The organism is Microbacterium songi (genome assembly GCF_042747925.1).
Taxonomy (GTDB): domain Bacteria; phylum Actinomycetota; class Actinomycetes; order Actinomycetales; family Microbacteriaceae; genus Microbacterium.
Genome location: NZ_JBHZIE010000010.1, coordinates 81,266 through 107,086, shown reverse-complemented (window position 1 = coordinate 107,086; position 25,821 = coordinate 81,266). Strand labels below are relative to the sequence as shown.

21 protein-coding genes are annotated in these 25,821 nt (G+C 63.9%); 9 read left to right on the top strand and 12 right to left on the bottom strand.

The features are described from left to right. The first annotated feature begins 63 nt into the window (after positions 1-63). Together rpsR and rplI are read left to right on the top strand one after the other, a co-directional pair. Positions 64-321: a 30S ribosomal protein S18 gene (gene rpsR / locus ACFM35_RS11640; RefSeq protein ID WP_378842174.1), complete on the top strand. Its 258-nt coding sequence runs from the start codon at positions 64-66 to the stop codon at positions 319-321. Positions 322-332: 11 nt separating this feature from the next. Continuing rightward, the gene (rplI, locus tag ACFM35_RS11635; protein ID WP_378842172.1) at positions 333-785 is read left to right on the top strand and encodes a 50S ribosomal protein L9; all 453 of its coding nucleotides are present in this window, start codon (positions 333-335) and stop codon (positions 783-785) included. 132 nt (positions 786-917) lie between these two features. Here rplI and ACFM35_RS11630 read toward each other — a convergent pair whose 3' ends face one another. Then, complete coding sequence (locus ACFM35_RS11630) at positions 918-2,297, bottom strand: chaplin family protein (RefSeq protein WP_378842170.1); 1,380 nt, start codon at positions 2,295-2,297, stop codon at positions 918-920. A gap of 81 nt (positions 2,298-2,378) precedes the next feature. Further along, positions 2,379-3,422 (bottom strand): hypothetical protein, encoded by a 1,044-nt coding sequence (locus tag ACFM35_RS11625; RefSeq protein WP_378842168.1) that lies wholly within the window; start codon positions 3,420-3,422, stop codon positions 2,379-2,381. 591 nt (positions 3,423-4,013) lie between these two features. Here ACFM35_RS11625 and dnaB point away from each other — a divergent pair. From dnaB to ACFM35_RS11605, 4 genes are all read left to right on the top strand, one after another. Beyond that, on the top strand, positions 4,014-5,381 hold the full coding sequence (dnaB, locus tag ACFM35_RS11620) for a replicative DNA helicase (RefSeq protein ID WP_378842166.1): 1,368 nt from the start codon (positions 4,014-4,016) through the stop codon (positions 5,379-5,381). Between the two features lie 233 nt (positions 5,382-5,614). Beyond that, positions 5,615-6,703: a CBASS cGAMP-activated phospholipase gene (locus tag ACFM35_RS11615; protein WP_378842164.1), complete on the top strand. Its 1,089-nt coding sequence runs from the start codon at positions 5,615-5,617 to the stop codon at positions 6,701-6,703. Next, positions 6,703-7,695: an SMODS domain-containing nucleotidyltransferase gene (locus ACFM35_RS11610; RefSeq protein ID WP_378842162.1), complete on the top strand. Its 993-nt coding sequence runs from the start codon at positions 6,703-6,705 to the stop codon at positions 7,693-7,695. Before ACFM35_RS11615 ends, ACFM35_RS11610 begins: the two co-directional genes overlap by 1 nt. Further along, on the top strand, positions 7,692-9,470 hold the full coding sequence (locus ACFM35_RS11605) for a ThiF family adenylyltransferase (RefSeq protein ID WP_378842160.1): 1,779 nt from the start codon (positions 7,692-7,694) through the stop codon (positions 9,468-9,470). The genes ACFM35_RS11610 and ACFM35_RS11605 overlap by 4 nt, the downstream gene beginning before the upstream one ends. 114 nt (positions 9,471-9,584) lie before the next feature. Here ACFM35_RS11605 and ACFM35_RS11600 read toward each other — a convergent pair whose 3' ends face one another. The 10 genes from ACFM35_RS11600 to ACFM35_RS11555 form a co-directional block, all read right to left on the bottom strand. After that, complete coding sequence (locus ACFM35_RS11600) at positions 9,585-12,521, bottom strand: type I restriction endonuclease subunit R (RefSeq protein WP_378842158.1); 2,937 nt, start codon at positions 12,519-12,521, stop codon at positions 9,585-9,587. Next, on the bottom strand, positions 12,521-13,702 hold the full coding sequence (locus ACFM35_RS11595; protein ID WP_378842156.1) for a restriction endonuclease subunit S: 1,182 nt from the start codon (positions 13,700-13,702) through the stop codon (positions 12,521-12,523). The genes ACFM35_RS11600 and ACFM35_RS11595 overlap by 1 nt, the downstream gene beginning before the upstream one ends. Next, a complete protein-coding gene (locus ACFM35_RS11590) occupies positions 13,699-15,192 on the bottom strand; it encodes a type I restriction-modification system subunit M (protein ID WP_378842154.1) in 1,494 nt (497 codons plus the stop codon). Before ACFM35_RS11590 ends, ACFM35_RS11595 begins: the two co-directional genes overlap by 4 nt. Then, entirely contained in the window at positions 15,189-16,688 is a 1,500-nt protein-coding gene (locus ACFM35_RS11585; protein WP_378842152.1) for a type I restriction-modification system subunit M, read from the bottom strand. The genes ACFM35_RS11590 and ACFM35_RS11585 overlap by 4 nt, the downstream gene beginning before the upstream one ends. Beyond that, entirely contained in the window at positions 16,685-18,652 is a 1,968-nt protein-coding gene (locus tag ACFM35_RS11580) for an N-6 DNA methylase (protein WP_378842150.1), read from the bottom strand. Before ACFM35_RS11580 ends, ACFM35_RS11585 begins: the two co-directional genes overlap by 4 nt. After that, complete coding sequence (locus tag ACFM35_RS11575) at positions 18,649-19,158, bottom strand: PIN domain-containing protein (RefSeq protein WP_378842148.1); 510 nt, start codon at positions 19,156-19,158, stop codon at positions 18,649-18,651. The genes ACFM35_RS11580 and ACFM35_RS11575 overlap by 4 nt, the downstream gene beginning before the upstream one ends. A gap of 255 nt (positions 19,159-19,413) precedes the next feature. Then, the gene (locus ACFM35_RS11570; protein WP_378842146.1) at positions 19,414-20,334 is read right to left on the bottom strand and encodes a hypothetical protein; all 921 of its coding nucleotides are present in this window, start codon (positions 20,332-20,334) and stop codon (positions 19,414-19,416) included. Continuing rightward, complete coding sequence (locus ACFM35_RS11565; RefSeq protein WP_378842144.1) at positions 20,291-20,689, bottom strand: hypothetical protein; 399 nt, start codon at positions 20,687-20,689, stop codon at positions 20,291-20,293. Before ACFM35_RS11565 ends, ACFM35_RS11570 begins: the two co-directional genes overlap by 44 nt. Before the next feature lie 28 nt (positions 20,690-20,717). Next, a complete protein-coding gene (locus tag ACFM35_RS11560; RefSeq protein WP_378842142.1) occupies positions 20,718-21,113 on the bottom strand; it encodes a hypothetical protein in 396 nt (131 codons plus the stop codon). Positions 21,114-21,176: 63 nt separating this feature from the next. Then, a complete protein-coding gene (locus tag ACFM35_RS11555; protein WP_378842140.1) occupies positions 21,177-21,521 on the bottom strand; it encodes a helix-turn-helix domain-containing protein in 345 nt (114 codons plus the stop codon). Positions 21,522-21,792: 271 nt separating this feature from the next. Between ACFM35_RS11555 and ACFM35_RS11550 the strand changes: the two genes are divergently transcribed. From ACFM35_RS11550 to ACFM35_RS11540, 3 genes are read left to right on the top strand one after another with little or no spacing between them, the layout of a single operon-like run. Further along, the gene (locus ACFM35_RS11550; RefSeq protein WP_378842138.1) at positions 21,793-22,515 is read left to right on the top strand and encodes a TnsA-like heteromeric transposase endonuclease subunit; all 723 of its coding nucleotides are present in this window, start codon (positions 21,793-21,795) and stop codon (positions 22,513-22,515) included. After that, positions 22,512-24,623, top strand: a complete 2,112-nt coding sequence (locus tag ACFM35_RS11545; protein ID WP_378842136.1) for a hypothetical protein — start codon at positions 22,512-22,514, stop codon at positions 24,621-24,623. Before ACFM35_RS11550 ends, ACFM35_RS11545 begins: the two co-directional genes overlap by 4 nt. Continuing rightward, positions 24,620-25,804: an ATP-binding protein gene (locus ACFM35_RS11540; protein ID WP_378842134.1), complete on the top strand. Its 1,185-nt coding sequence runs from the start codon at positions 24,620-24,622 to the stop codon at positions 25,802-25,804. Before ACFM35_RS11545 ends, ACFM35_RS11540 begins: the two co-directional genes overlap by 4 nt. Positions 25,805-25,821: the final 17 nt, after the last annotated feature.

The window sequence follows — 25,821 nt, the reverse complement described above, 5'->3', positions numbered from 1 at the left end:
GGATGCCGCGTTCCCGCGTCACGCGCTGAGCGCAGCATCCGACCAACTCACTGAAGGAAGACAATGGCTGGAAAGTCGAGCGGCGACCGCCGCAAGCCCCGCATCAAGGGTGGCAAGAACGCCGCCCCCGCGAAGGCGATCCGCGTCGGACTCATCGATTACAAAGATGTCGCCACGCTTCGCAAGTTCATCTCGGAGCGTGGGAAGATCCGCGCCCGTCGTATCACCGGAGTGTCGGTGCAGGAGCAGCGTCTGATCGCGAAGGCGATCAAGAACGCTCGCGAGATGGCCCTCCTGCCGTACGCCGGCGCTGGCCGCTGAGGAGCACCGACATGGCAAAACTGATTCTCACGAACGAGGTCGCCGGGCTCGGAAGCGCCGGTGACGTCATCGAGGTCAAGAACGGGTACGCCCGCAACTACCTCATCCCCCAGGGCTTCGCCGTGGCCTGGAGCCGCGGTGGCGAAAAGCAGGTGGCGTCGATCCGCGCCGCCCGCGACTCCCGCGCGATCCACGACCACGAAGAGGCTGTGGCGCTGAAGGACTCGCTCGAGTCCAACAAGGTCAAGCTGTCGGTCAAGGCGGGTGCCGAAGGGCGTCTGTTCGGTTCCGTCAAGACCGGTGACGTGGCCGACGCGGTCAAGGCCGCCGGTCTGGGTGACCTCGACAAGCGCAAGATCCACATCACGTCGCCGATCAAGTCGGTGGGCGAGCACGAGGCCACGATCCGTCTGCGCGACGATCTGACCGCCGTGATCACCCTCTCGGTGGTCGCTGCGAAGTAGTTCCGCCGAGCTGCGTTCTGCGCAGCCTTGATGCACCGCGGATGCCGCGGACCCACCAGGGTCCGCGGCATCCGCTGTCTCCACGGTGATTCGTCGGGGACTGCGGCCAGGCGCCGCAGTCCCCGACGTGTCTCACGCGGTGCGCCGGCGGGCGGCGAACGCCCCCGCTCCGGCCAGCGTCAGGCCGATGCCCAGCAGGCCGAGCAACCAGCCGTCCGAGCCGCCCGTGGCCGCCAAGGCGGTGCGTGCGCCACCCTGGGCGGCTGCCGCACGCACCACCGCAGAAGCGGTCGTGGCGGCCGGCGTGGTCGTCGTGCCCGGGGTGACCGGGTTCGTCGGCGTGACCGGGTTCGTCGGGGTGACCGGCGTCGTCGGGGTGACCGGCGTAACCGGCGTGGTGGGCGTGATGGGTGTCGTCGGCGTGACCGGGGTCGTACCGGTCTCGGTCGTGCTGTCACCGATGACCGAGACGGCCGTTCCCGTGACGGTGATCGGCGCCGTGACGGGGATCACCAACTGCGTGCCGCCGAGGATGCCGCCCGCCCCGCTCGTGGTGGCCGTGGGCGTGGCACCCCCGGTGGTCGACGGCACACCGGCGCCGCCGGTGCTGGTGGCGTCCCCGATGACGGAGACGGCGTCTCCGGCGACGGTGAGGGGTGCCGTGATGGGTGCGATCACCTGGGTGCCGCTGAGGATGCCGTCGGAGCCGTCCGTCGTGGCGGTGCCGCCGGTGGTGCCGCCGGTGGTGCCGGTCGGCCCCGCGGGTGCGTTTCCGCCCGTGCTGGTGGCGTCCCCGATGACGGAGACGGCGTCTCCGGCGACGGTGAGGGGTGCCGTGATGGGTGCGATCACCTGGGTGCCGCTGAGGATGCCGTCGGAGCCGTCCGTCGTGGCTCCGTTCGTGACGGGGGCCGAGGCGATCGAAGCGGCGGCAGGTGCCGGGGATGCGGCATCCGTCGTCGTGCTGTCGCCGATGACCGAGACCGCGGTGTTCTCCACCGTGATCGGCACCTGAACCGGCGCGATCACCTGAGTTCCCGAGCCGATCCCGTCGGCGCCCGAGGTGGTGGCCTCCGGAGCCTGCTGCGGAGCGGGAGCCGCGGGAACAGCAGGAGCCGCGGGCGCCGGCGCTGTGGGCGCCGGCGCGGTCTGGGTGCTCGACGAGTCGCCGAGCACCGAGACGGCGACTCCGCTGACCGTCACCGGCACCTGCACGTCGATGACGGCCTGGCTACCCGAGGCGACACCGTCGGCGCCGCTCGTCTCCACCGACGGCGCGGGCGCCGAAGGTGCTGCGGGGGCGGGAGCCGACGAGGTCGATGAGTCGCCGACGATCGAGATCGCGCTGTCGGTGATCGTGACCGGCACGGCGACGTTGAGCACCGCTTGGGTGCCGGACAGCAGGCCGTCTTCTCCGGTGGTCTCGGCCGCGTTGGCGACCGACGCGCCCAGGAGCGTGATGCCCCCGGCGATGAGCGTGCCCCACAGGGCTCGCTTGAGCTGGATGTTCATGATGATGTTTCTCCTTGAGATGACTGAAATGGATGCGCGAATGCGCGTTGACGCGTGCCGTCGAGGACGGCCGGGCGTCAGTCAGTCAGGAGAGACGTCAGTGGATGCCGCGGGCGCGGGCGGCACCTGATCATCCCGTGGTGCGCGTCGACGTACCCAGGCACGGTGTACGAGGAGCGGACCGAAGGCGAGCAGGGCTGCGCCGCCGGAACCGGACGAGCCGGATCCCGCGGAGGACATGCCCCCGACGCCGCAGGGGCCGGGGAAGAGGGTGGGAGCGGCCGGCTCGGAGCCGCCGCCGGGCGTGACAGATGCGGATGCCGACGCCGACGCGTCTGAGGCGAGCGGCGCCGTCGATGCGGTCGACGTGAGAGCCTGACGAGTCGCCGTTGTGTGCGCGACCGCGGCGGGGTCGGCGAGGCCGCGGAGCATCGACGACATCGGCTGGCCGGTGGCGGCCAGTCCCGCGAGCGGTGACGTTCCTAGGACGGGCGAACCGATGACGGGCGGTGCGGAGAGCACCGGTCCGGCGTCCGGCACGAACCCGGTGAGTGTGTCCACGATCCGGTCGATGGTCGACGCGGTCGAGGTGACCGCCGTGTCCACACCCAGCGTGGAGATCACGCCGCCGACCACGGGAACCGATGCGACCGCATCGACGACGGGCGCAGCGACGGCGCCGACCGATACGTCGGCGACGACGGTCTCGACCGCTGTGACGACCGGGGCCACGGCCTCGGTGACGGGGGCGACGACCTGGGTGACGGGGGCGACGACCTGTGCCACGGGAGCCACGACGGGCTCGACGGTGGGCTGAACGACCTGGACGACCGGAGCGGCGACCGGCGCCACCGTGGTCGTCACGGTGGCCGCGGCGGGCTCCACCACGGCGGTGACGGCCTGGGTGAGGGCCTGGGTGGTGGTGGCGGTGGCGCCGCTCGCCACCTCGTCCACGAGCGACGTGACGCCGCCGAGGAGGCCGGAGGGGTCGGAGTCATCGGCGCGGGCGTCGGACGCGCCGATTCCGCCGAAGAGGGAGATGACCAGCCAGGCGAACGCGACGCCGACGGCACTGAGTGCGATCAGCACGAGCCGGTGACGGCCATGCGATTCTGCGGTTTCCACGTTCACCTCCACGACGATTAATCGCGCATTCCGAGTGGAATACGACTTCGCGGGTGCCTGGAGCCACGAAGTTACTCCTCTGCGGCCACGGTGTCCAGCACCTGTTTCGAACTTCGGCGGGACCGCCGCCGTCCCGCTCCCGGGCTTGTCCCCCGTCTGGGGGACGCCGTCCCGTCGTTCCGCGGACGGACGGCCTGTGCACAACTCGGCACGCGCCGCAACTCTCAAGAAGCACTTCAACCACACGAGAATCCACACACGGTGTCCATGAAAAGGGCTGGTCAGAGGCGGGATAAAAGTTGACTCCGAGCCGTGTCGTGGAGTTATCCACAGACGTTATGCACAAGCTGCACGGCGTTTCGCGCAGATTGTCCACAGTGTTATCCACAGGGTGATTTGCGCCGGCACGACCCCGTGCCTAGCGTGGTGCTCGGCCCATCGGGGGCAGTGCCGAATTGTCGTCGCAGACGATGTCGGAGGGACGTGCTCTGCTGAGGGTACGCAGAACGGATGCCGCGGCATCCCGTTCACCGCATTCATCTGCGCGCCTACGCGCGCGTCCCGATCACGATGGGTCGAGGAGGGAAGTGCATGTCGATCGCCGACATCTCTGAGGAGCGCCTGGGTGGACCCCGGCGCCCTGAGCGCACCCCCCCTCATGACCTGCTGGCGGAGCAGAGCGCGCTGGGCGGCATGCTTCTGTCGAAGGACGCGGTCGCGGACGTCATCGAAACGCTGCGCGGGGCGGACTTCTACGTCCCGAAGCACGAGCTGATCTTCGACGCGATCATGACGCTCTACTCCCACGGCGAGCCGACCGACGTCGTCGCCGTGACCGACGAGTTGATCAAGAGCGGCGAACTGCAGCGCGCGGGCGGGGCCGACTACCTGCACACGCTCACCTCGATCGTGCCGACGGCCGCGAACGCCGGCTACTACGCGACGATCGTGCAGGAGCGCGCGCTGCTTCGTCGTCTCGTCGAGGCGGGCACCCGCATCGTCCAGATGGGCTACGCCGGCGAGGGCGAAGCGCTCGACCTCGTCAACAACGCGCAGGCCGAGATCTACGGCGTGACGGGGGCGGATGCCGCCGAGGACTACGTGCCGCTGTTCACGGCGGTCGATGCCGCCGTCGAGGAGATCGAGGCCGCCCGCGGGCGAGACGGCCAGATGACCGGCATCCCGACCGGCTTCTCGGGTCTCGACCAGCTCACCAACGGGTTGCACCCCGGCCAGATGATCATCATCGCGGCCCGCCCCGCCATGGGTAAGTCCACCCTCGCGCTGGACTTCGCTCGCACCGCTGCCATCAAGCACGACATGCCCACGATCTTCTTCTCGCTCGAGATGGGGCGCAGCGAGATCGCGATGCGCCTGATGAGCGCCGAAGGATCGGTGCCCCTGCAGAACATGCGCAAGGGGACGCTCGACTCCCGCGACTGGACGACGATCGCGTCCGTCCGCGGGCGCATCAATGACGCACCGCTGTACATCGACGACAGTCCCAACATGACCCTCGTCGAGATCCGTGCGAAGTGCCGGCGCCTCAAGCAGCGCGTCGGTCTGAAGATGGTGGTCATCGACTACCTGCAGCTCATGACCTCGGGCAAGCGCGTCGAGTCGCGCCAGCAGGAGGTCTCGGAGTTCTCGCGTGCCCTCAAGCTGCTCGCCAAGGAGCTCGGAGTGCCCGTCGTCGCGCTCTCTCAGCTGAACCGCGGTGCCGAGCAGCGCGCCGACAAGAAGCCCGCGCTGTCAGACCTGCGCGAGTCGGGCTCCATCGAGCAGGATGCCGACATGGTCGTGCTGCTGCACCGCGAGTCGGCGTATGAGAAGGACAGCCCGCGCGCCGGCGAGGCCGACCTGATCGTCGCGAAGCACCGCAATGGGCCGACCGACACGATCACGGTCGCCTTCCAGGGCCACTTCTCGCGCTTCACGGACATGGCGGCCGGGGCCTGACACACGTGTAGGGATTTTTTTGAAATGTCCATTTCACGGATGAAATGTCCACGTGATGTCCAAATGGACAATTTCGGCCTCGAGGCCATCGCGACAACTGCGGACGGTCGGCGCGGGTTGCAGCTCCGCCAGAGCTTCCGGACGGCTTGCGATCTCAAACATTTGAGGAGACGTTCAAGTGGCTGAGCGCCTTCGCAAACCAGCGTGTCGGTGGGGGCGAGTATCCTAATTACATGGGTGTAATTTCGCAAAACACCACGCCGATGGGTGGTGAAGAGGGACCTGATGCTTCAAGGCACGCGAGTGCGCTTGGAGGCCAGGTCGATGTGTTGTGGCAGGGACCGTTGCAGGTGCTGGCACTGGACGGCGGTGGGGCGAAGGCGCTATTCACGGCCCATGTGCTGGCACAGCTCGAGGAGGATCTCGGCGTCGTGATCGCTGACTCGTTCGACCTGATCGCCGGAACCTCTGCCGGAGGAGTTATCGCGCTCGCTCTCGGTGCCGGCTTGCGTCCTGCGGAGATCGTCGAGCACTATGAGGCTCTCATAGAGCGGGTGTTCCCGGCTTCTCGTCGCAGCTGGTGGCGTCGCACTGGCCAACTGTTTCGGCCGATGTACGACGCTGACGCGCTGCGCGACGCGCTTGCGGGCGTGTTCGGCGACCTTCGTGTTGGAGACAGCCGCAAGCGCCTGGTTGTGCCGTCCTGGGATGTCCAACGTGGAGGAGTCCATGTTTTCAAGACGCCCCATCATGGTCGACTCCGGCGCGACTGGCGCCACTCGATGGTGGACGTCGCGAACGCCACCGCTGCGGCACCGCTCTACTTCCCTGCCGCACGGGTCGGGGGCCTCCGCCTTATCGACGGAGGGGTGTGGGCGAACAATCCGTCAGTCATCGCGATCGCGGAAGCGACCAGCATGCTTGGTGCCGAGATGGCGGATGTCCGGGTGCTGAACATCGGCACGATGGAGCCGGACGCATCACATTCGAAGAAGCTGGACACCGCGGGGCTGCTCGGGTGGGCGCGGCCGGCGGCATCGACGATCCTCAACGCAAGTAGCCGCGGCGGTCAGGGGATCGCCGAGCACCTCGTTGGCAAGCAACGTTATTTCCGGTTCGACGCGCGCACGCCGGAGGGTGCATTCGCGCTCGATGCGGTGGATCGCGACGATGTGGTCGGGTTGGCGACATCCGCCAGCCGAACCCTCAGTCCGACCTATCAGCAGGAGTTCGCCACGCACCGCGCGAAGGAGTACGCGCCCGCCTTCCCGATCCCTGCCCGCACGGGATCACCACATGCGAATCGACCGGAGGTCACCTGATGCAGCTCGCCGACCATTTCGACGTCCTTCTCAAGGACACTGTCAACCTCAGCCAGTTCAAGCTCGAGCTTCTCCAGACGAGGGTGAACGCCATCTACGCCGCGCTGACTGCCGATGCGATCATCGGGCAGACGATCCTCGGCAAGACCCCGCAAGGGTCGTGGGCACACCGGACCATCATCCAGCCCCAGAAGGGGAAGGAGTTCGACGCCGACTTCATGCTGAACATGGAGGAGAACACGGACTGGTCGGACAGTCCAAAGACCTACATCGACGAGGTCTACTACGCGCTGAAGCGGCATCCCATTTACGGGCAGATGCCTCTCACCCGCAAGTGCCGATGCGTGCGAGTCTCGTACGCGAACGACATGCACGTGGACATCGTTCCCCACGTCATCCTCTCCGGTTGGCGTGAGGTGATCGTGAACCGCGATCAGAACACTTGGGAGGACACGAACCCTCAGGGCTTCACGGACTGGATGAAGAAGCAGGACCAGATCGCCGGCGGCAACCTCCGCAAGGTGATCCGTCTCCTCAAGTACCTCCGCGACCACAAGGGCTCGTTCACGGGCACTAGGTCGATCCTGCTCACCACCATGCTCGGGGAGCGGGTCTCCGAGCTGAGCAAGATTATCGATCCCGGGGCCTACAGCAACCTACCCACGTCGCTGCGAACCATCATCAATGACCTTGACGACTGGCTTCAAGCCCACCCGAATAGGCCGTCGATCGCAGACCCGTCGGGTTCGGGAGTCACCTTCGATCACCGGTGGAACGACGAGAGCTACAGCTATTTCCGCGACCGGATCCATTCTCACGCGGCCGAGATCGAGGACGCTTACACCGAACCGAACAAGGACGCCAGCGTGAAGAAGTGGCAGCAACTGTTCGGGGACGGTTTCAAGGCTCCCGTCAGTAGCGCCCCCGCCAAGTTCGCGCCGACGGTGCCCACCCCGGCTACGACGTCGGGGAGGTCGGGTCGCGCGGGATGACCAAGCGCCGGCCGCCAACGCTGACATCCTGGCAAACATCGCAACTGCAAGAACTCCGGGGCATCGCCCGAGAGCGTCCGGCAGACATCCGGTGCGGCGTCGCGAGTGAGGGTGCAGAAGGCGACGTCTGCGTGCAGATCGAGTTGCGAACGGGCGGCATCACTCACCTCGAGGGCGGTCTCGTCCTCCAGGAGTGGGAAGCCTTCGTACTCCGGATCCCGTCCAGCCCGTTCGTGCCTCCCTCTGTCGAGGTCGCCCACACCCGGTTTCTCGGGTTCGCGCATGTCCTGCAGGGGCAGCGGCTGTGCATCTATCTGGACCCCTCCCGTGAATGGCATCCAGGTGCGGGTATCTGGGCGACGCTCAGCCGGCTGTGGGATTGGCTCGTCGAGGCCGCCGCGGGCCGGTTCGATGCCTCGGGCGCCATGTACCACGCAGTCGGTGGCGTTCTTCATCGGACAGCGGGCACACCGACGATCGTCGCCCGCGAAGGCCTGCCCAGTCAGGGGCACGCGATGTGGCGACTCCGAGAACGTACATCGTCCCGGCTTGACCTCATGTCCCGCTGCCGCGACGGAGCGTTCGTTCCGATCGTACGACTGTCTAGCGACCTTCCCTTGGGAGCGTCGGAATCCTTGCTACCCTTTATGGTCCTTCTTGACCATCCCACGGCCGACCTCGGCGAGAGAGGGGCATTCGGTCCGGTCCGAAGATACCCGTCGCTCATTCCGGCACTGACCACCTTGTTGACCGCTGCGGCGCTTCGGAATCCCGCTGAGTCGCCTCAGTACTTCGTGCTCGCGGTGCCACACCCAGCGGGTGGTACTCCTCACCTGCTGTGTGGACGAATTCCCTCGCCCGTGGCTGACGCCCTCCGCAAGGTGGGGCGCGAGCGAGGAACAGCGCTGGACCTGAATCCCGCCCTCCTCCACATCGACGTTCCTATCGAATGGTGCAACATGTCTGACGAACGCGAAGCGGTGACTACTCGCCGCGATATCAGTCGCCCAGTGAACGGCTTCCTGGGCAAATCCGTGCAAGTGTGGGGTTGTGGCGGTCTCGGCTCTTGGATCGCCGAGTTCGTGGTTCGCGCCGGCGCGCGAGAGATTACGGTCTGCGACCCCGGCATCGTGACAGGCGGCCTGCTGGTACGCCAGAACTACACCGAGGCCGGGATTGGAGATACGAAGGCGCAGGCACTTGCGAGGCGGCTTCGCGAGATCCGCGATGACATCACGGTCCACGTGGCTGACGGCCCCATCCCGGACGACATTGCTGCGGTGCTCGAGTCAGATGTTGTAATCGACGCGACCGTCAGTAACGCAGTGACCGCCGCACTCGACGCGATCGCGCACAATCCGGGCCGGCGTGCCGTCATCGCGCAGGTCGCGACCGACGTCGCATCGGGAACTCTCGGGATGCTTGCTGTGAGCACGCCCGACAGTAGTCTCGCGCCGTCGCGATTGGATGAGATTGTGGGCCGGCTCGCGAAAGGCGATCCAGACCTTGAGCTGTATCACGGGCTGTGGAGAGACCCACTCGCCGGCGACGAACTTGTGCCCACCCGTGGATGCTCCGTCCCGACATTCCATGGCTCCGCCGCCGATCTCACCGCGGTCGCAGGAGTCCTGACGAGCTTGCTTGGTGCCCACCTCGCCGCAAGCTCAGACACCGTCGGCGTTCACCTGATCGCGTTGCCTCACGCTGCCGCCGGAACACGCCACAAGTTCGTCACCATCCCGGCGGCTGGCGCCGAGGCGGGCGTTGCGGCCTAACACTGCTTGGGGACGCTCGCTCAGGCGGATGGTTATCGACACACCCTTTGCCACGGCGTCAACGCGTGGCTGGACCGAGCGCCTGGGCGGTCGGTCCATAGTGATCTGCCTCGCTCAGTAGTACTCCTGCACATACCCCAGGGCCTTCTCAAAGACATCGTTCTCACGGATCTTGAACTGGACGTACAGCGTCTGTCGCAGGGCCTTTCGCACTTCGCGGTCGCCTTCGAGGGTCGACTGCCACCCGTCGAACCGCACCGCTCGAACGACCTCGTCGATGCGGTCGACGACGTTCGACACGATTATCGGCGTCTCATCACCCTTGAGCGCCTCGAACAGTTCGGTGAGTGCGGCCTTGCCCTTCTCTTCGCGCGGGATCTCGTTCTCCGCCTTCTCCGCTGCGACCGTATCCTTCGCGAGCTCGAGCAAGTCGCGCAGAAAGTCGAGGCTCGACTGCTGGATGTCGGCGTACTTCTCGCGCAGCGCGTTAAGGCGCTGACCGAGTTCGATGAAGACCGGATTGTTGAGGTGACGGGCGATACGCGCTGTAATCTGCTTCTCAATCTCGTCGGTCGGCACGTCCTTGCGCTTGCCGGTCATCAGGTCTTCGATCGTCTGCGCGTCAAGAACGATCGTCTCGTCGCCCTGCGGGATTTCGACGTGGATGCTCTCGTTGATCAGATCGATCGTCTTCGCACCGAGCGCGTGCCACACCAGCCGGCCGGTGATGTCCGCGGGCCGAACGGACTCGTACACGTCGGTGAGCCACTTGTAGTCGTCGCGGAAGTCTCTCAGCATCGGGTCAGGACTGAGCGCCTCCCACAACTGCGACACAACACTGTAGGCGAGGCCGAACGCGTCCTTCACCGTATCGACGGCGATCGCGGCCTGCGCCTGTATCAGCCCCTCGTAGCCACCGATAGAGCGGTCGACCCCGGGGAAAAAGACGAGCGCGGCAGCCATGGCCGGCGCGAGCTGATCCTTGAGCTCTTCGATGTTTGAGATGACCTGTTGCACGGCGGCATCGTCGAAGGCGAGCGACTTGGCGACGTCATCAAAAATGCCAAGGTAGTCGACGATAAGGCCGTGCGTCTTGCTCGGCGGGTAGACACGGTTTGTTCGGGTTATTGCTTGGAGGAGCGTGTGCTCCTTTAGAGGCTTGTCGAGATACTGCGTCTGCAGGATCGGTGCATCGAACCCTGTGAGTAGCTTGGCGGTGACGATGATGATCTTCAGCGGGTCGGACGGGTCGTTGAACCGCGCGACAATCTGCTCCAGCTCATCGGCACCGGGCGCCCACTGTGCCCACGACGTGGGATCAGTGCGCGACTTCGACATCACGATGGTCGATGCCTCCGGCGGCAGCATCGTGTCGAGCGCTTCCTTGTAAGCGACGCAGGATGCCCTGTCGTACGCCACCAGCTGCGCCTTGAAGCCTTCGGGCTCGACCTTCGTAGTGAAGTGCGTGACGATGTCGTCGGCGATCTGTCGGATGCGGTCGGGCGCCTTGATGAGTACCTCGATGGATGCCGCCTTCTTCGACAGCGTGATCTTCTCGCCTTCGCTGAGGTTGCGCTCCGCGGCGAGTTCTTCGAAGGCGGTGTCGATCTTCTCTTGGTCGAGGTGGATCTCGCTCAGGCGGGGCTCGAAGTGCAGCGGGAGGGTCGCCCCGTCGCGGATCGAGTCCTGGAATGAATAGCGCGACAGATACCCGCCCTCGTCCTCGGCCGACCCGAACCACATGAACGTGTTGTGATCCCGCTTGTTGATCGGGGTACCGGTGAGTCCGAACAGGAACGCGTTCGGCAGGGCCTCGCGCATTCGCTGTCCGTAGTCACCTTCCTGCGAGCGGTGGGCCTCGTCGACCATCGCGATGATGTTTTGCCGGTCGTCGAGCACACCGTCGACCTCGCCGAACTTGTGGATGGTCGTGATGATGATCCTGCGTGCGCCCTGGCTGAGCAGGGTCTGCAGCTCTTTGCGTGAATCGGTCGACACCAAACCCGGCACGTCCGACGCGTTGAAGGTGCCTGTGATCTGCGTGTCCAGGTCGATGCGGTCAACGACGATCAGAATCGTCGGGTTGGTCAGCTCAGCCATGGCGCGCAACTTGAGTGCCGAGAACAGCATCAGCAGCGACTTACCGGAGCCTTGGAAGTGCCAGATGAGCCCCTGCTTGATGTGCCCGTGTAGCACGCGCTCCACGATGAGGTTCGTAGCCTGGAACTGCTGGAACCGCGCGATGACCTTGATCTTGCGGTGCTTCGCGTCGGTCGCGAAGACCGTGAAGAACCTCAGAAAGTCGAGAACGGATGCCGGCGACAGGACTCCGTCCACTGCGCCCCTCACGATCTCGAGACCCACCTTTGCCGGGGCGCCAAGATTGGCCTCTTCGTCGCGCCACGGTCCCCAGAGCTCTACCGGCATCCCGACGGAGCCGTATCGGAAGTCCTTGCCTTCGGTCCCGAAGACCAGCACGTTCGGCACGAAGAACTGCGGCACGCTGGCTTCGTAGTCGTCATGAATCTGCGCTGCCGCGTCAATCCACGAGTACGCCGCACGGATCGGTGTCTTCGCCTCGCCAACGACGAGCGGAAACCCATTGCACCAGAGCACTACGTCGAAACGCTTGCCAAGCCGGCCTAACTGGAACGTCACCTCGGTCGACACGATCCATTGGTTCGAAGAGTCATCGCCCGGGTGATCGAAGTCGATCAGACGCACCGTGGTGTGCTCGCCGTTCGGCCCAAACGGCATGGACTTCTGTCCCGTCAACCAAGCCATGAACTCTTCGTTCGCGACCACCGGATGAGGGTTGTTGCGTGCCGTGATCAGGATGGCGCGCAGCACGTGGATGACCTCGTCGGCTTTGCGCGTATCGGCCGCGATTTCAGGGTTCAAACGGATCAGCGCGTCGATGACGAGACCCTCGAGCAGCACGTCGCCAAGGAGCCGCGGAAGCTGACTCCCCGGCACGAACTGCACGTCCGGTGACGTGATCAGATCACGGACGAAGTCTCGGACGGAATTTGCCTCGTTGAACTGCGCCATTAGTTGTCTCCGAATGTTTCAGTCAACAGGGTGGTCCGCATACGCTTGGTAGCAGCGAGCTCGGTTGAGATGCTCGACAGCGCGCGCTCGATTGCGTCAGCGTCGGCAACGAGCCGGAGCTGCTCGGCGCGCGAAGGAACCCGTATCGTCCGATCGAGGTAGGCGGGAACCGACAAGTTGGCGATGTTCGTCGTGCGCTTCGAGTAGTCCCGTGTTGCTCCTTCGAGCCAGTCCGATCGAAGCTTCCAGAAGAGAAACAGCGGTTCAACAGCCTTGCTATCCGGCCTGATGAGGCGTTGGAAGTCCGTCGGAATGCACGCCGGAAGGTCCCCATCGGCGATTACCACTCGGCCGACTGGCTGATCGGGCGAACCACCGGATCGCTCCAGGATGATGTCGCCCGACTCGACCACCCGCGTCGCTGCTTGCCTTCGTGAGATGGAACGAGTGGGTGAGCCATCTGTCGAGAGTCGAGTCGCCCCATTCGCATAAACACGAGGCCCAAGCGCCAGGACATCGACCTCGTCCTCGCCCTCGGGCGAGCCCCATACTCCGCCGACCACCGCGGCAGCGAGATCACTGATCTTGGCAATGTCCCCAGCGTTGGCGGCGAATCGCTCGCGCAAGAGGTGCCCCATCGTTGCGAGCGCTGTTGACTGCTGTTCCGTTAGGCCGCGCTGGTGTCGTTCGACAGCCCAGAGAAGGTCGGCGATCCGCTTCTGCTCATCGAGCGGCGCGACGTCGAACTCGAAGTCGGCTAGGTCTCGCCAGTTCGTACGCGGCGACAAGGAACCGGCCGAGGTGTCGATCGCGTGATCGAAGAACGGATCGGACTGCACAAGGAAGGGCAGAAGCTCCGGCAGAATCTGCGTCTGGTCGGCTTCGAATGTGTAAATGTCACCAGAGCAGATCGCGTCGAACTCGGCGTAGGCAACCTTGCGTTGGTAGGCGCGTCGTTTGCCGAAGAGCGTCTGCCCTGGCCGCACGCGGCGGGTAAATGTTGTTCCGTCGGAGATGTTTCCCCAGCGTGGCACCTCGAGTTCCCCGGGGTCCATGTGCTCCATTGCGATGACGCGGTCGATGCCGTTCGCCGTGGCATCCTTGAGGGTCTCATTATGGTTGCGCACGACATCGCCGAACGCGACTCGTTTCCAGGTCGACTTGTCAAGCTTTAGGCTCACGCGCCTACCTCCCTGCGTAGCAGCGACAGTGCCCTTGTGATCCCATCGTCCGAGGCTTGCGCCGCCTGACGCCAGTCCGCGAGAGCGTCGACCAGGTCGATTTGTTGGCCTGCAGACGCCGCCTTCGCACCGGCCACATAGAGCGGCAGCGCGAGGCTGTAACCCTTGTCGGCGATCTGGTCGAGGTTGGCCACGGTCGCGAACCCGGGGGCATCGGTGAAGCTGCGGTACGCCTCGAGAATCTTCGTCTGGTGCGTATCGCGCAGGAACGACTGGGCTTGTTCACGCGCGACCTCGTTGACGGCGTTGATGAACAGCACCTTGCCGCGGTGCTCGGCTGACTTGGTGGCGCGGAGTGTGATGACGACCGCCTCCATCGGAGAGTTGTAAAAGAGCCCCGCACCCAGTCCAAGCACGCACTCGATCAGGTCGGACTTCACGAGCGCTTCGCGCAGCGCGGCCTCTTCTCGACGGAACAGCACGCCATGCGGGAAAAGGATCGCTGCGCGTCCAGTCCTGGGATCGAGGCTCTTGGCGATGTGTTGGAAGAAGGCGTAGTCGGCGCGTCCTTGTGGTGGCACCCCCCACATGTTGCGACCGTACGGGTCCTTTGCGAAGGCATCCCTGCTCCAGGCTTTAATTGAGTACGGCGGGTTGGCGAGCACGACGTCGAAGGTCCGCAGCCCACCCTTGTTGTCCATAAACGAGGGCCGAGCGAGAGTGTCGCCATGTGCGATGTGTCCGTCGGCGATGCCGTGCAGGAACAGATTCATTCGGGCGATGGCAGAGGTTCCGTGGTTTAGCTCCTGGCCGTAAAGCCGGAGGTTGCGCCATTCCTTGCCCTGCCGCTTCACCTCGGCGGCGGCGGAGATGAGCATGCCGCCAGTGCCGCAGGTCGGGTCGTACACTGATTCGCCCGGCTGTGGTTCGAGCATGAGGGTCATCAGGCGGACGAGAGTGCGGTTCGTATAGAACTCCTGAGCAGTGTGACCGGAGTCGTCCGCGAACTTCTTGATGAGGTACTCGTAGCCATTGCCGAGTTCATCTTCGGGCAGGTTCGCGATCGACAGTGTTTGCGTCGAGAAATGCTCAATGAGGTCGGCCAGTGTGGAGTCTGGCAGCAGGTTCTTGTTGCCCCAGTCGCCGTCCCCGAACACGCCCGGCAGGGTGTCCGGGTTGGCGGACTCAATGGCGCGCATCGCCCGCAGAACCGTCGCGCCGATGTTCTCGGTCACTGTGCGTACGTCACTCCAGCGGCATCCATTCGGAATCGCGAAGCGGTGATTCTCGGGAAGGTCGGCGTATTCTTCGTCGCCGTACGTATGGACTGCGAATGCGTGTTCCTCGTCGTAGACGTCCGAAATGCGTTTGAGGAAGACGAGCGGAAAGATGTACTGCTTGTAGTCTCCGGCGTCGATAAGTCCGCGCAGGATGACGGCGGCGCCCCAGAGATAGTTCTCCAGCTCGCGTTGGCTGATCTGGCCGGTCACGCGCTCAATCCCCACTTTGCAAGCTCGGCTTCCAACGCTGCCCGAGTTTCCTTCGCGCGCTCGTGCGCGGCATCGAGGTTGGATAACGCGTCGGAAAGTGTGACCTTCTCGCCTATGTCGGCGGGGGCGACGTACAGCGGAATGTTGAGGTTAAAGTCGTTTCTCTCGATATCAGTGAGATCGGCGACGTGCGCGCGGCCATTGATGTCGGCGAACCCGCGATAGGCGTCAAACAGCTTGGTCGCGTGTTCGGTTTCAAGGGTGTTCTGGTTGCGACCCTTCTTCATCAGGTCCTCGCCGTTGATGAACAGCACCTTGTCTTGTTGATCGGCCGATCGCTGATGGCGCAGGATCAGGACGCAGGCCGCGAGACCGGTGCCGTAGAACAGGTTGGGCGCCAGGCCGATCACGGCTTCCACCTTGTTGGCCTTCAGGATGTGTGTGCGGATGCGTGCTTCAGCGCCTTGCCGGAACAGGGCACCCTGCGGTAGCACAACCGCGACGCGGCCGGTCTTTGGGTCGGCCGAGGTGAGCATGTGCTGCACCCACGCCCAGTCCGCGTAGCCCTTCGGTGGCACTCCGCCGAGCTGGTTGCGACCCCACCTGTCGGAGGCCCACTCGACATCGCCCCATGCCTTGAGCGAGAAGGGTGGGTTTGCGAGAACGGTGTCGAATCGCGCGAGATGGTTACCCGTGTAGAAGGCGGGGTTGCGGAGCGTGTCTTCGCGCACGACCTTGAAATCCTCGACACCGTGCAGCAGCAGGTTCATGCGCGCGATCGCCGATGTGGCGAGCACCTTCTCCTGGCCGTAGAGCTTTCCCCAGAGCGTCTTTGGGCTGCCTCCGGCATCCTTCACATGCTCGATGACCTCGATGAGCATGCCTCCTGTCCCGCACGCGGGATCGTAGACGCTCTCACCCTCTTGCGGGTCGAGGATGTTCACGAGCAGGCTCACGACCGAACGCGGTGTGTAGTACTCGCCGGCCTTCTTATTCGATTGGTCGGCGAACCGCTTGATGAGGTACTCGTACGCGTTGCCGAACACATCGGGGGCGACGTTCGCGTTACCTAGCGTCTTCGTGGAGAAAAGCTCGATGAGATCGGCGAGCTTGCGGTCTGGCAGCTTGTCTTTGTTCGTCCAGTTTGCATTGCCGAAGATGCCATAGAGGGTCTCGGGGTTCGCTTTCTCTATCTCGCGGAACGCAGTCTGCAGTGCGGTTCCGATGTTCTCGGTCTTCTTGCGGACGTCCGACCAGAGATTGCCGTCGGGGATCGCGAAGCGGTGATTCTCTGTGAACGCGGCGAACTCGTGATCGCCGGACGACTCATACAGCGCCTGCTCGAACTCCTCGAGGTAGACGTCACTGATTCGCTTGAAGAACATCAGCGGAAAAATGTAGGCCTTGAAATCAGCCTGGTCGATGCTGCCGCGGAGGAGGTCAGCGGCCTTCGCAAGATACTGCTCCAGCTCGGGAAGCGTGAGCTGTGCAGTCATCTAGGAAGTCCTTCGGTCGGGGTCGTAGTGAGAGAAGCGCCGTGACGGACAGCATTGAGGATCGCTGTTGCCAGGCTATCGGCGGCTTCCGATGCTTGCGTTGCGAGCTGCTTCGCTTCGCGTGCGCTGTTGAGGGTGGCATGAATTGCGCGTTGGTCCTCAAGCGGTGGTACGGGGATTTCGATCTCCCGCACCGGAACCCGTTGGATGGCTGTCCCCACGGCGAAACGGAGGTTCCACTCGCCAGCGAGGACGTCAGCCAAGTAGTAAGGATCAAGGCTCGTGCGATCGATGACCCTGATGCGAAAGATGCCATGGCCCACGGGAAAGTGACCGCCTGCTTCGTCGACGACTGCTCGAATGCCATGCACAGTCGTGAGGAGCACGTCACCCGGTTGAGTTAGTAAACCCGAGGTGTCGGCCGGTGAGAGGTTGGCTACCGACGGAAGGCGACCGCTGCGGACATCGCTCGTCGATACCCTTCGATCCTCGAACTCGGGATCGTCCTCGACTCGTTGCGGTCTCACTGCGGAGACCTCAACTGCCCCGGCTTCGACAAGTTTGGTGACCGTCAATGTCGTCGGCCCACCGGCGAAGTTTGGGGGGAGCATGCCGCCAAGGGTCGCCGGGAGTGCAGAGACTGCGTGCTGCAGTTGTGTTTTCGCTTGCTCGAAGGCGTCGACAATTTGTGCGTCGTCGATCGCATCGGCAAGCACCCAGCGTGCCGGACTGAGGTCTGCATTGCCAGCCGCCAGTTCATCGATGGGCACAAGAGCGTGTGGGACTTCTGTGAGGGACTCCCGTTCGGTGAGCCAGCGTGCAATCTCGTGTTCAGGCCCCTCGATTGAGGAGGCATCGATGAGCAGGACATCCGCGCGGGAAGTGGATGACGGCTCGGTGAGCACCCATAGCGCGAGCGCAATCGACGTTTGAGGCAGCAGCCGACCCGGGAGTGCGACAACAGCTCGAACGCACCCGCTGAGCAGGAGATTACGTCGAATCTCGGCTTCAGATCCGCCACGGAAGAGCATGCCAGGTGACGTCAGGACGTAGCCGGCACCGCCCGGAGCTAGGTGCGCGACGACGTGTTGAAGCCAGAATGAGTCACCGCTGGAGCGTGGAGGAATCCCGTAACGCAATCGCGGATCCAGCATCGTGGTGTTTCGGTCGACACGCAGCCCGAACGGGGGCTCAGCAATGACCACGTCGGCACGCAAGTCGGGGTCCGGATCGTGGTCGAGCACGTCAGCGACTCGAAGCTCGAGTTCGGTGCCACGCAATGCCGCGCGACCGCGTGCGATATCTACGGCCGTCGCGTTGATCTCATGGCCGACGATGCGGTCTGGACGAGCGCCCAACTGGCGTGCCTGAAGCAACGCGACACCGATTCCGCACGCAGGGTCGTACAGAGTTCCGCCGTTGACGCCTGCCGCAAGTGAAGCGAGCAGAGTACTCGTGCGCGAACCGACGAACCCAGTCTCGCCGGCAGACTTCCCTAGTGCTCGAGAAGTCCGTTCGAGGATCCCGTCGATCGCCTCGGCTAGTTCAGCACGTGGGATGCTCTCGAGCACGTCGCGCAGCTCATCGAGCGATCTCTGGCTAACGTCGCGGGATGCATGCGAGGGGCGTCCTTCGACCAGGTCCACTGCGGCCTGGACGAAGAGCTCCGCAAACTCGTGGACCGCGATGTGACCTCGGAAAAGGTTCGCCACCCCCCATAGATGCGACTCCCAAACCCTCGCGTCGGAGTCGGCGGAGTTGCCGGGCTTCCGCTTCTCAGGGTGAGCCACCAGCCAGGCCTCGATGTCGCTTGCGGCGAAGAGAGGCTTGCTCGCACTTCCGCCAGCGGGCTGAGGAAAGTCCTGGATGCGCTTGCGCCAGTTGCTAACAGCCGCGCGGGAGACTCCCGCCAGGTCGGCGATGTCGCTCGGTGCAAGAAGGCCCTCGCCTGCGTGAACGTTCATGCTGCCTCCATAGATACATTCGGGTCGTAGTCGAGGGTAAGCACGGTCATTGCAGCCATACGAAGTCTGCGAGAGCAAGCCTCAGCGCGCGTCACGACCGTGACATCGGCACGAAGCGCCAAGCGCGAAACGACATCCGCAAAGATGCCATCGCCCGAGACGATGACGATCTCACTAAACCGATCGTTGACCTGTTCGTTCTCAAGGATGTCGAGGAGCTCCAGGTCGGCGCCGTTGGTGCCTGCGCGAAACACGAGCCGGCGGGCGCCCTGCCACTCGAATCCGACAACATCGATGCTGAACCGGCCGCATGCGACCACGATTTGGTCGTCGGCACGAGGAACGATTGCGGCCGCGATCGCAGCCTGTGCTCCGTGAACCTGTCCGGGCACTGACACTCCGCCTCCCACGATGTTCTCTATGTCGATAAGGACGATGCGACGGCTCTGCGTCGACTTTATTGTGTACAGCATATCTACCAATCTGCTTGTGAATCCGATTCCCATGTCCGGGTGGTGACTCCACCGTATGGCAGATCGTGGCAGAGTGCAAGTGAATAATATTCACACGAGGAGTACTTAGTTGGGCGATTCACACTTCGGTGCCGTATGTGGGCGTGCGCGGGAACTCATCGACGACATGCAGGCCGAATCTCATCGCGACCTGCAGGGCGGCATCCGTGGCCCTTTGCCGAGCTGGAGAGCAATGACGCGAGTCGTTTTCTCATTCAGCGTCTAGTCCGTCCGCGCGCTTGCGGACACTTACCGATAACCGCCGCCGACTTCTTGGCTAACGGCATCCATGACGGCCTCGAGCTCGTTCGCCATGAGGACGTCAATCGGACGCGCGCCGTCCAGAAAGGCGTTGGAGCTCTGAAGCCACCGGTCGATCACGGGATCGATCCATACTGCGCGCAGGGCCTCGCGCACGGCCGCCCTGTCGCGCTGAAACCCTTCACGAACGAGGTTCCCGGGATCTTCTTGATCGAACACACAACCGCTCGTCCCCTTGCGTTGGGCCTGTTCCGCGCCCGCCTCACGGTGTAGATCTTCGAGCCATGCGTCGATGCGTGTGAACGCGATCGGGGCATAGTCGAAGGCGTCGACGCAGACATGAAACTGACGGCCGACGGGTCCGTTCTTGTGATCATGCGTGTGTCCGTGCAGGAGAGGCAGCCCCTGATCCATTGGGCGGTGCGACGAGTGTCGGTCCTCGTCCTGAGTGTCGCCGGAGTACGGATAGTGAGACGCGATGATGTGGTGTCCCTCTCGGGTGCCGGCAATGACCTCGGGAAGGATCTCCCACCCCGCGTCTTCATACAGCGGCGTGAACCGTTCGATGGCACGCTTGCTCTGCGTCGCGGGCGAGACTCGGTCGTGGTTTCCGGGCACCAGGAACCGCCTGCCGTGCAGCTGCGCGGTGATCGGCAGGGATTCCGCGATGCGACCAAGCGCGAGGTCGCCGAGGTGCAGAACCTCACTGTCAGGCGCGACGGTGTCGTTCCACCGGCGGATCAGCTCAACATCCATCTCGGCGACAGTGTCGAAGGGGCGTTCCGCGAGTTCGCTGATACGAGCGTGGCTGAAGTGGGTGTCGGAGGTGACGAAGTCGATCTGGTCGAAGTTGAAGGTTGGGTACTCAGGCACGGTCGTCTTCCTCGCCCACCCCGAAGGCGCGGTCAAGCGTCCGTTCAATGTCGCTCACGGGCTCGGGAAGGAGATTTGCGGCTTCGTTGCGGAGGCAGACCAGTGCGTCTTCGATGGCTTGACGGTTCTGATCGCGCCATGTCCGGATCGCGGGATCTCGCAGAAGGCCCGATTCCGCGCTTCCCTCGTATTCGAGGATCAGTTCTGCGTCGATCGCAGAGGTCATGACGCGTGCGTCGACGTCGGGGGACGTGCGAAGACTCGATAGGTGGGTCGTGGCATCCGAACCGGAGACGTCAATGCGGTAGCGCTGGATGTCGCCGTACGCGGTCGTCTCCGCACCCACGTGCGTGACCCTGACGGAGCGGCCGCCTATGACGATCTCGCGCATGCGTCCTCGTCGATCTGAGCCCGCCAGCTTAGCGAGGCTCGCTCCCTTCGGCGTCGACTGTCACGATCACGCGGCCAGGCCTGATGACGTCGTCGTGCCCCGGAATGTAGGCGATCGTTCCGAGGCGGCTCCAGTAGCTGATCAGCCAGCGCTGCAATAGGTCGAGTTGCTCGTTGCGTTCGAGGAGCGTTCGTCCGGTGTCGGCGATGGCGGCATCCCAATCGGGATTGTCGAACATCGCGTCGAGAAGCTCAATGCGGGACGGTCCGGTTCGGTGCTGGTCCCACCAGGCGAGCGTCAACAGGCCGGCGCGGTTGGCCGTCGAGGTGCCGCCGGGCTCATCGATTGTTCCGAGAAGGGCGCCCAGATATGGATCTTCCGCCGCCGTCGTAAACGACTCGTAATGATCTACTCCAGCGGCCATAAACGAAGAATGCCATACGAAATAGGCATTCCGAGGGGGACTGTCTGAATTTTATGCGCCTCGCTAGGCGGTACGCGGCTCCGTGGCCCACTGCAGCGCGAGCGTGCCGGCCGCCTTCGCGTCGGCATCCGCTTCGAGTCGCAGCGCGTACTCCCACGTCGGATGGACTCGGCGTTCGTAAATGGCGACCCGGTCGGGTGCAAGTTCGCCGGTACGTCGCACGAATCCGCCTCGCTTCAAACGCATGAGGAGTGTGTGCACGGTGCTGGTTGGTAGCCCGGTTGCCGCGACCAGCGCAGGCGTCGAGAACCGGCCGTCTTCGGCGCGTGCGATCTCGGCCATGAGCGCGAGCATGTGGTTGCTGCCGAAGACGATCTTCGACATCTCCTCGTTTTGCTCAGTCGTCATGACGTCCATTGCCAGATTTTCTCACGAGCGGCGCGCATTAGGTGAGGCGACATTCGCGCCGCACTCGCTCGACCGGCTCCGGGTGTTGTGCAACTCACCTACACAACTAGTGAATGTGGCATTCATCATACGGCCGGGTGGAGGCGCCCTCGATGGAGCGCGAGCCCATGGGAGAGGCCGTCTCGATCATCCCTCACGCATTGACCAGGGCGTGCCGTCGTGCGATACGGTATCCGGGGATCACGGTTAACGTTTTGGACTGGAGGGTCAAGTGTCCGCGACTGGAGCCCGTTACACGCTTCGCACCAATGACCAGAAACTGGTTGGTGGGGTGCTCGGCGAACTCGACGCGCGTGACGTTTTCTCCGCTGAGCCGCGCCGCACGTTCCGATGGCATCGGGGCCAGCGGCACTACCCCGGGCGCTACTGGGCAGCGACTATGGGCTCGTTCGTCGGGTATGAGAGTCGGCTGGAGTTGTCCGCGCTGCTCTTGGAGGACTTCGATCCCCGTGTTGTGCGCATTGCTTCGCAGCCCTTCGAGCTGATCGCAGAGCGGGCCGGACGCCCCGGAAGTCATGTCGCGGACTTCATGGTCGAGTACAGCGACAGCAGCTTCGCGGTCATCGATGTCAAGCCAGCCCAACGACTGGAGAAGCCAGAGATCGCCGATGCGCTCGGCTGGGCCGGAGACATCATCCAGTCGCGCGGTTGGAAGTACCGGATCGTCAGCGAGCCGGATCCGGTCCTGTTGTCCAACATCCGATTCCTCGCCGGCTACCGGCGCAGCTCGCAGTTTGAAGAACGCGATATTCGAGCTGTCGAGACCGCAGCGCACGGTGCGCGAACGCTCGGAGAGGCATTTCGCCGCGGAAGCGCCGCTGTAGGCGACTCGGCCTACGCGCGGACCGTCGTTCTTCATCTGCTGTGGAACCACGTCCGCAGCTGTGACCTCACCCAACCGCTCGCCCAGCACACCGCACTGGAGTCCCCGTGAAACACACGTTCGACATCCGCATTGGCAGCATCATCTCGTTCGAAGGATGCCACTGCACTGTCATTGAGCTCGCCGGCGATGCGGTCGTACTCATTGATGGGTCGAAGAAGGTCCGTCGCGTGCGGATCATCGAGCTGCTTCGTGACACCTCGGATGCGTTCGGGCTGTCGTACGCGGAGCCGGCGGTGACTCCACTGGCACTGATCTGGGCAGACGCCACTGACGCGCAACGCGACGAAGCTCAACGGAAGGCCGCGCACGTTCGCGAAATGCGCACCGGATTTGTCTCAGGTGTTGCCACGCTGCCCCTTCCGGGGGAGCCGCGACCTCAGTACAACCCGAACCTGACCACCATTCACGACCGTCGCCGGGCCAAGTCCGATGAGCTCGGCACGAACGTCAAGACCGTGAAGCGTTGGGAGGAACGCTTCGACGATGGGGAGGACCTCGGTCTGCTCGACTTTCGAAAGACGGCGTGGAAGCCGGCGCTCTCGGGACTGGATCCGCGATGGGTCGACACGTGCCGACGCATCGTGGAGGAGAACACCAACGGCGCCAAGCGCACGATCGCAGCGACGCTTGCGATCGTCCAAGCACGCATTCGGCGAGAACACCCCGATGAGGAAGTTCGTATCCCCTCCGAGTCCGCAGCTCGTGCGGCCGTGGAAGAACTCACCCGCGGAAAAGGCACGTTCGGCGCCAGCATGCGCGCGCAACGCTCGATCGCAACGCGCCCCCCGGTGCCATACGGACGCCTCGTCGCGACGCGGCCCGGGGAGTACGTCGTCCTCGATACGACTCCGCTGAATGTGTTCGGCGTCGCACCGATCACCGGCAAATGGATGCGCGCAGAGCTGACTGTCGCGCTTGACCTCTACGACCGCTCCATTCTTGGGATCCGGCTCGCGCCGATCTCGACCAAGTCCGTCGACGTCGCCGGCGTGCTGATGGAAGCTCTCTCCCCGCGGGCGCTTCCTCCCGAGTGGGGCGATAAGGCCACCTGGCCATTTCACGGAGTACCGGAGAACATCGTGATCGACGTGGAGAACCTTCGCGTACTGCGATTCCGTCGTCCCGGCATCCTCCCGGAGACCATCATCATCGACCACGGCAAGCCGTTCATGTCCATCCATGTCGCAAGCGTCTGCCAACGCCTGGGAATCTCCCTCCAGCCTGCCCACGTCTATACCGGCACAGACAAAGCATGGGTGGAGCGGTGGTTTCGAACGATCGACGAGATGCTCAAGGAGTTGCCGGGTTACAAGGGGAAGGACATCGCATCCCGCGGTGAGGCACCCGAGACTGAAGCCGTCTACACAATCCCGCAACTCGAGCAGATCATCCGTGAGTGGATCGCGGCGGTCTACCACGTTCGCCCTCATGGCGGTCTCGTAGATCCCCAGCTTCCTGCCGGGAAAATGAGCCCTGCGCAGAAGTTCGAGCAGGGAATCGCGGTGGCGGGCCGCATTCGCGTCCCGGCGAACCCCAACCTGCTTCTCGAGATGCTCCCCGTCGTGAAGCGCAAGTTCAACCACTACGGCGTCGAGGTCGGCACGCTCCGCTACAACGGCGAGATCGTGGGGAAGTACTACGACCGATCCCGTTCCATGGCAAAGGGAAAGCGAAAGTGGCAATTCTCGGTCAACCCTGACGATTTCTCCCAAATCTACTTCAACGACCCCGACGACAACTCCTGGCACGTGCTGCGTTGGGAGCACGCACCAAAGGTGCCTACGCCATTCAGTCTCGATGCGCTCGACTACGCGAAGGGCATTGCGCTTGATCGTCGAAACGGCGTGAACGTCGCCGAAGCGCTCGGAGCGTTGCTCGAACGGTGGGGCGCCGGCCGGGCGAGCACGATGGCGGAGAAGCGGATCAGTGCTCGACTCGCGGCCCAGCTCGCTGAGACCACTGAGGGGCCGGATAGCCCGTTCTTCCCGCACGTCGCGCGGCAACTCGCCGAGCAAGTGTCAGGTCCGGATCTCAGTGCGGAGCTCGGCTTCATAGCAGTCACGCCCGCGACGGGCGATGATGCTGCATTCGCGCTCTCCGCTGAAGAAGTCGTCGAAGACGACCTCGACGACTTCGACCTGTTGGAGGACCTGTGACCCTCCTGCTCTCGCGGAGAGAGCTTCTCTCACGCTACGAGGGTTGGCGGCAGTTCGCCGAGACGCCTGCTCTCGAACCACCTGAGCGACTCTCTCTGAAGCAGGTGCGCGCGCTCGGGGACCAAGCGCGCGAGGAGTATGAGTTTCGCCGAGGGGAGTTTCACTCGAGCTTCCTCGTGAAGACTCCCCAGAACGAGCGGCTTAACGTTCGTCTGTGGGACGTGGCCGATGCAAATCAGCAGGGCCCCGACCGGGTGAAAGGCGCCGCGGTCATCGATGCCCCACCGGGATTGGGGAAGTCCACCGCTGTCAACGCATTCGGACGGGCATTCCACCTCAAGCAGATCGCGCGGCACGGCAGAGACCTCGACGACGGACAGACGCTCCACATCCCCGTGTGCCGCGTCGGCTTCGCCGGGAACATGACGACACGTGCGCTCAACGAGGCCATCCTGAACTTCTACAATCACCCGTCGGCCGATGCGTCAAAGAGCAGATACCTACGCAACCGCAACTTGGCGGCACTCGCTGCCGAGTCCGTGATGCGTCACGGCACGCGCTTGATCATCGTCGACGATGTGCACTTCTTGAAGATCCACACGGACGAAGGCGTCGCAGTCGCCAACGAGCTCAAATGGCTCGCCAACGAATACCCCGCCACGTTCCTGTTCACCGGAGTCAACATGATGGGGACGGGCCTGCTGAGCGAGAGCAAGCAGTCCGACCAGATGGCGATGTCCCAGACCGCGCGGCGCTGGACGTTGCTCACTTTGCCGCCCTTCGCGCACCCGGTCGGCCGAGACAGGAGGTCATGGATATCGCTGCTTGGCAGCATTGAGTCGCGTCTCGTGCTGGCGAACGCGAGACCCGCGATGCTCCGTGGTCAGGCTGACTACCTTTACACGCGATCGACCGGAATGATCGGGTCGCTCTTCGAGCTCATCATCCGAGGATCAGCGCGTGCGATCCGTACGGGGACAGAGGTCTTGACTCGCGAACTGCTGGATGACATCGAGATCGACGCGGCGGCTGAGAGTGCGCGGGAAATCACTGCTCAGGAACTCGATGAGAAGAAGCGTGCCGCTGAAAAGCGAAGGAAGGCTCGACGTGCGACGCCGAACTTTGACGAAGCGCAAGATGAGGACGAAGTCGAGTTGTGGCGCGACGGGGAAGACGAGTGAGACTGCGGCGGCTGCCC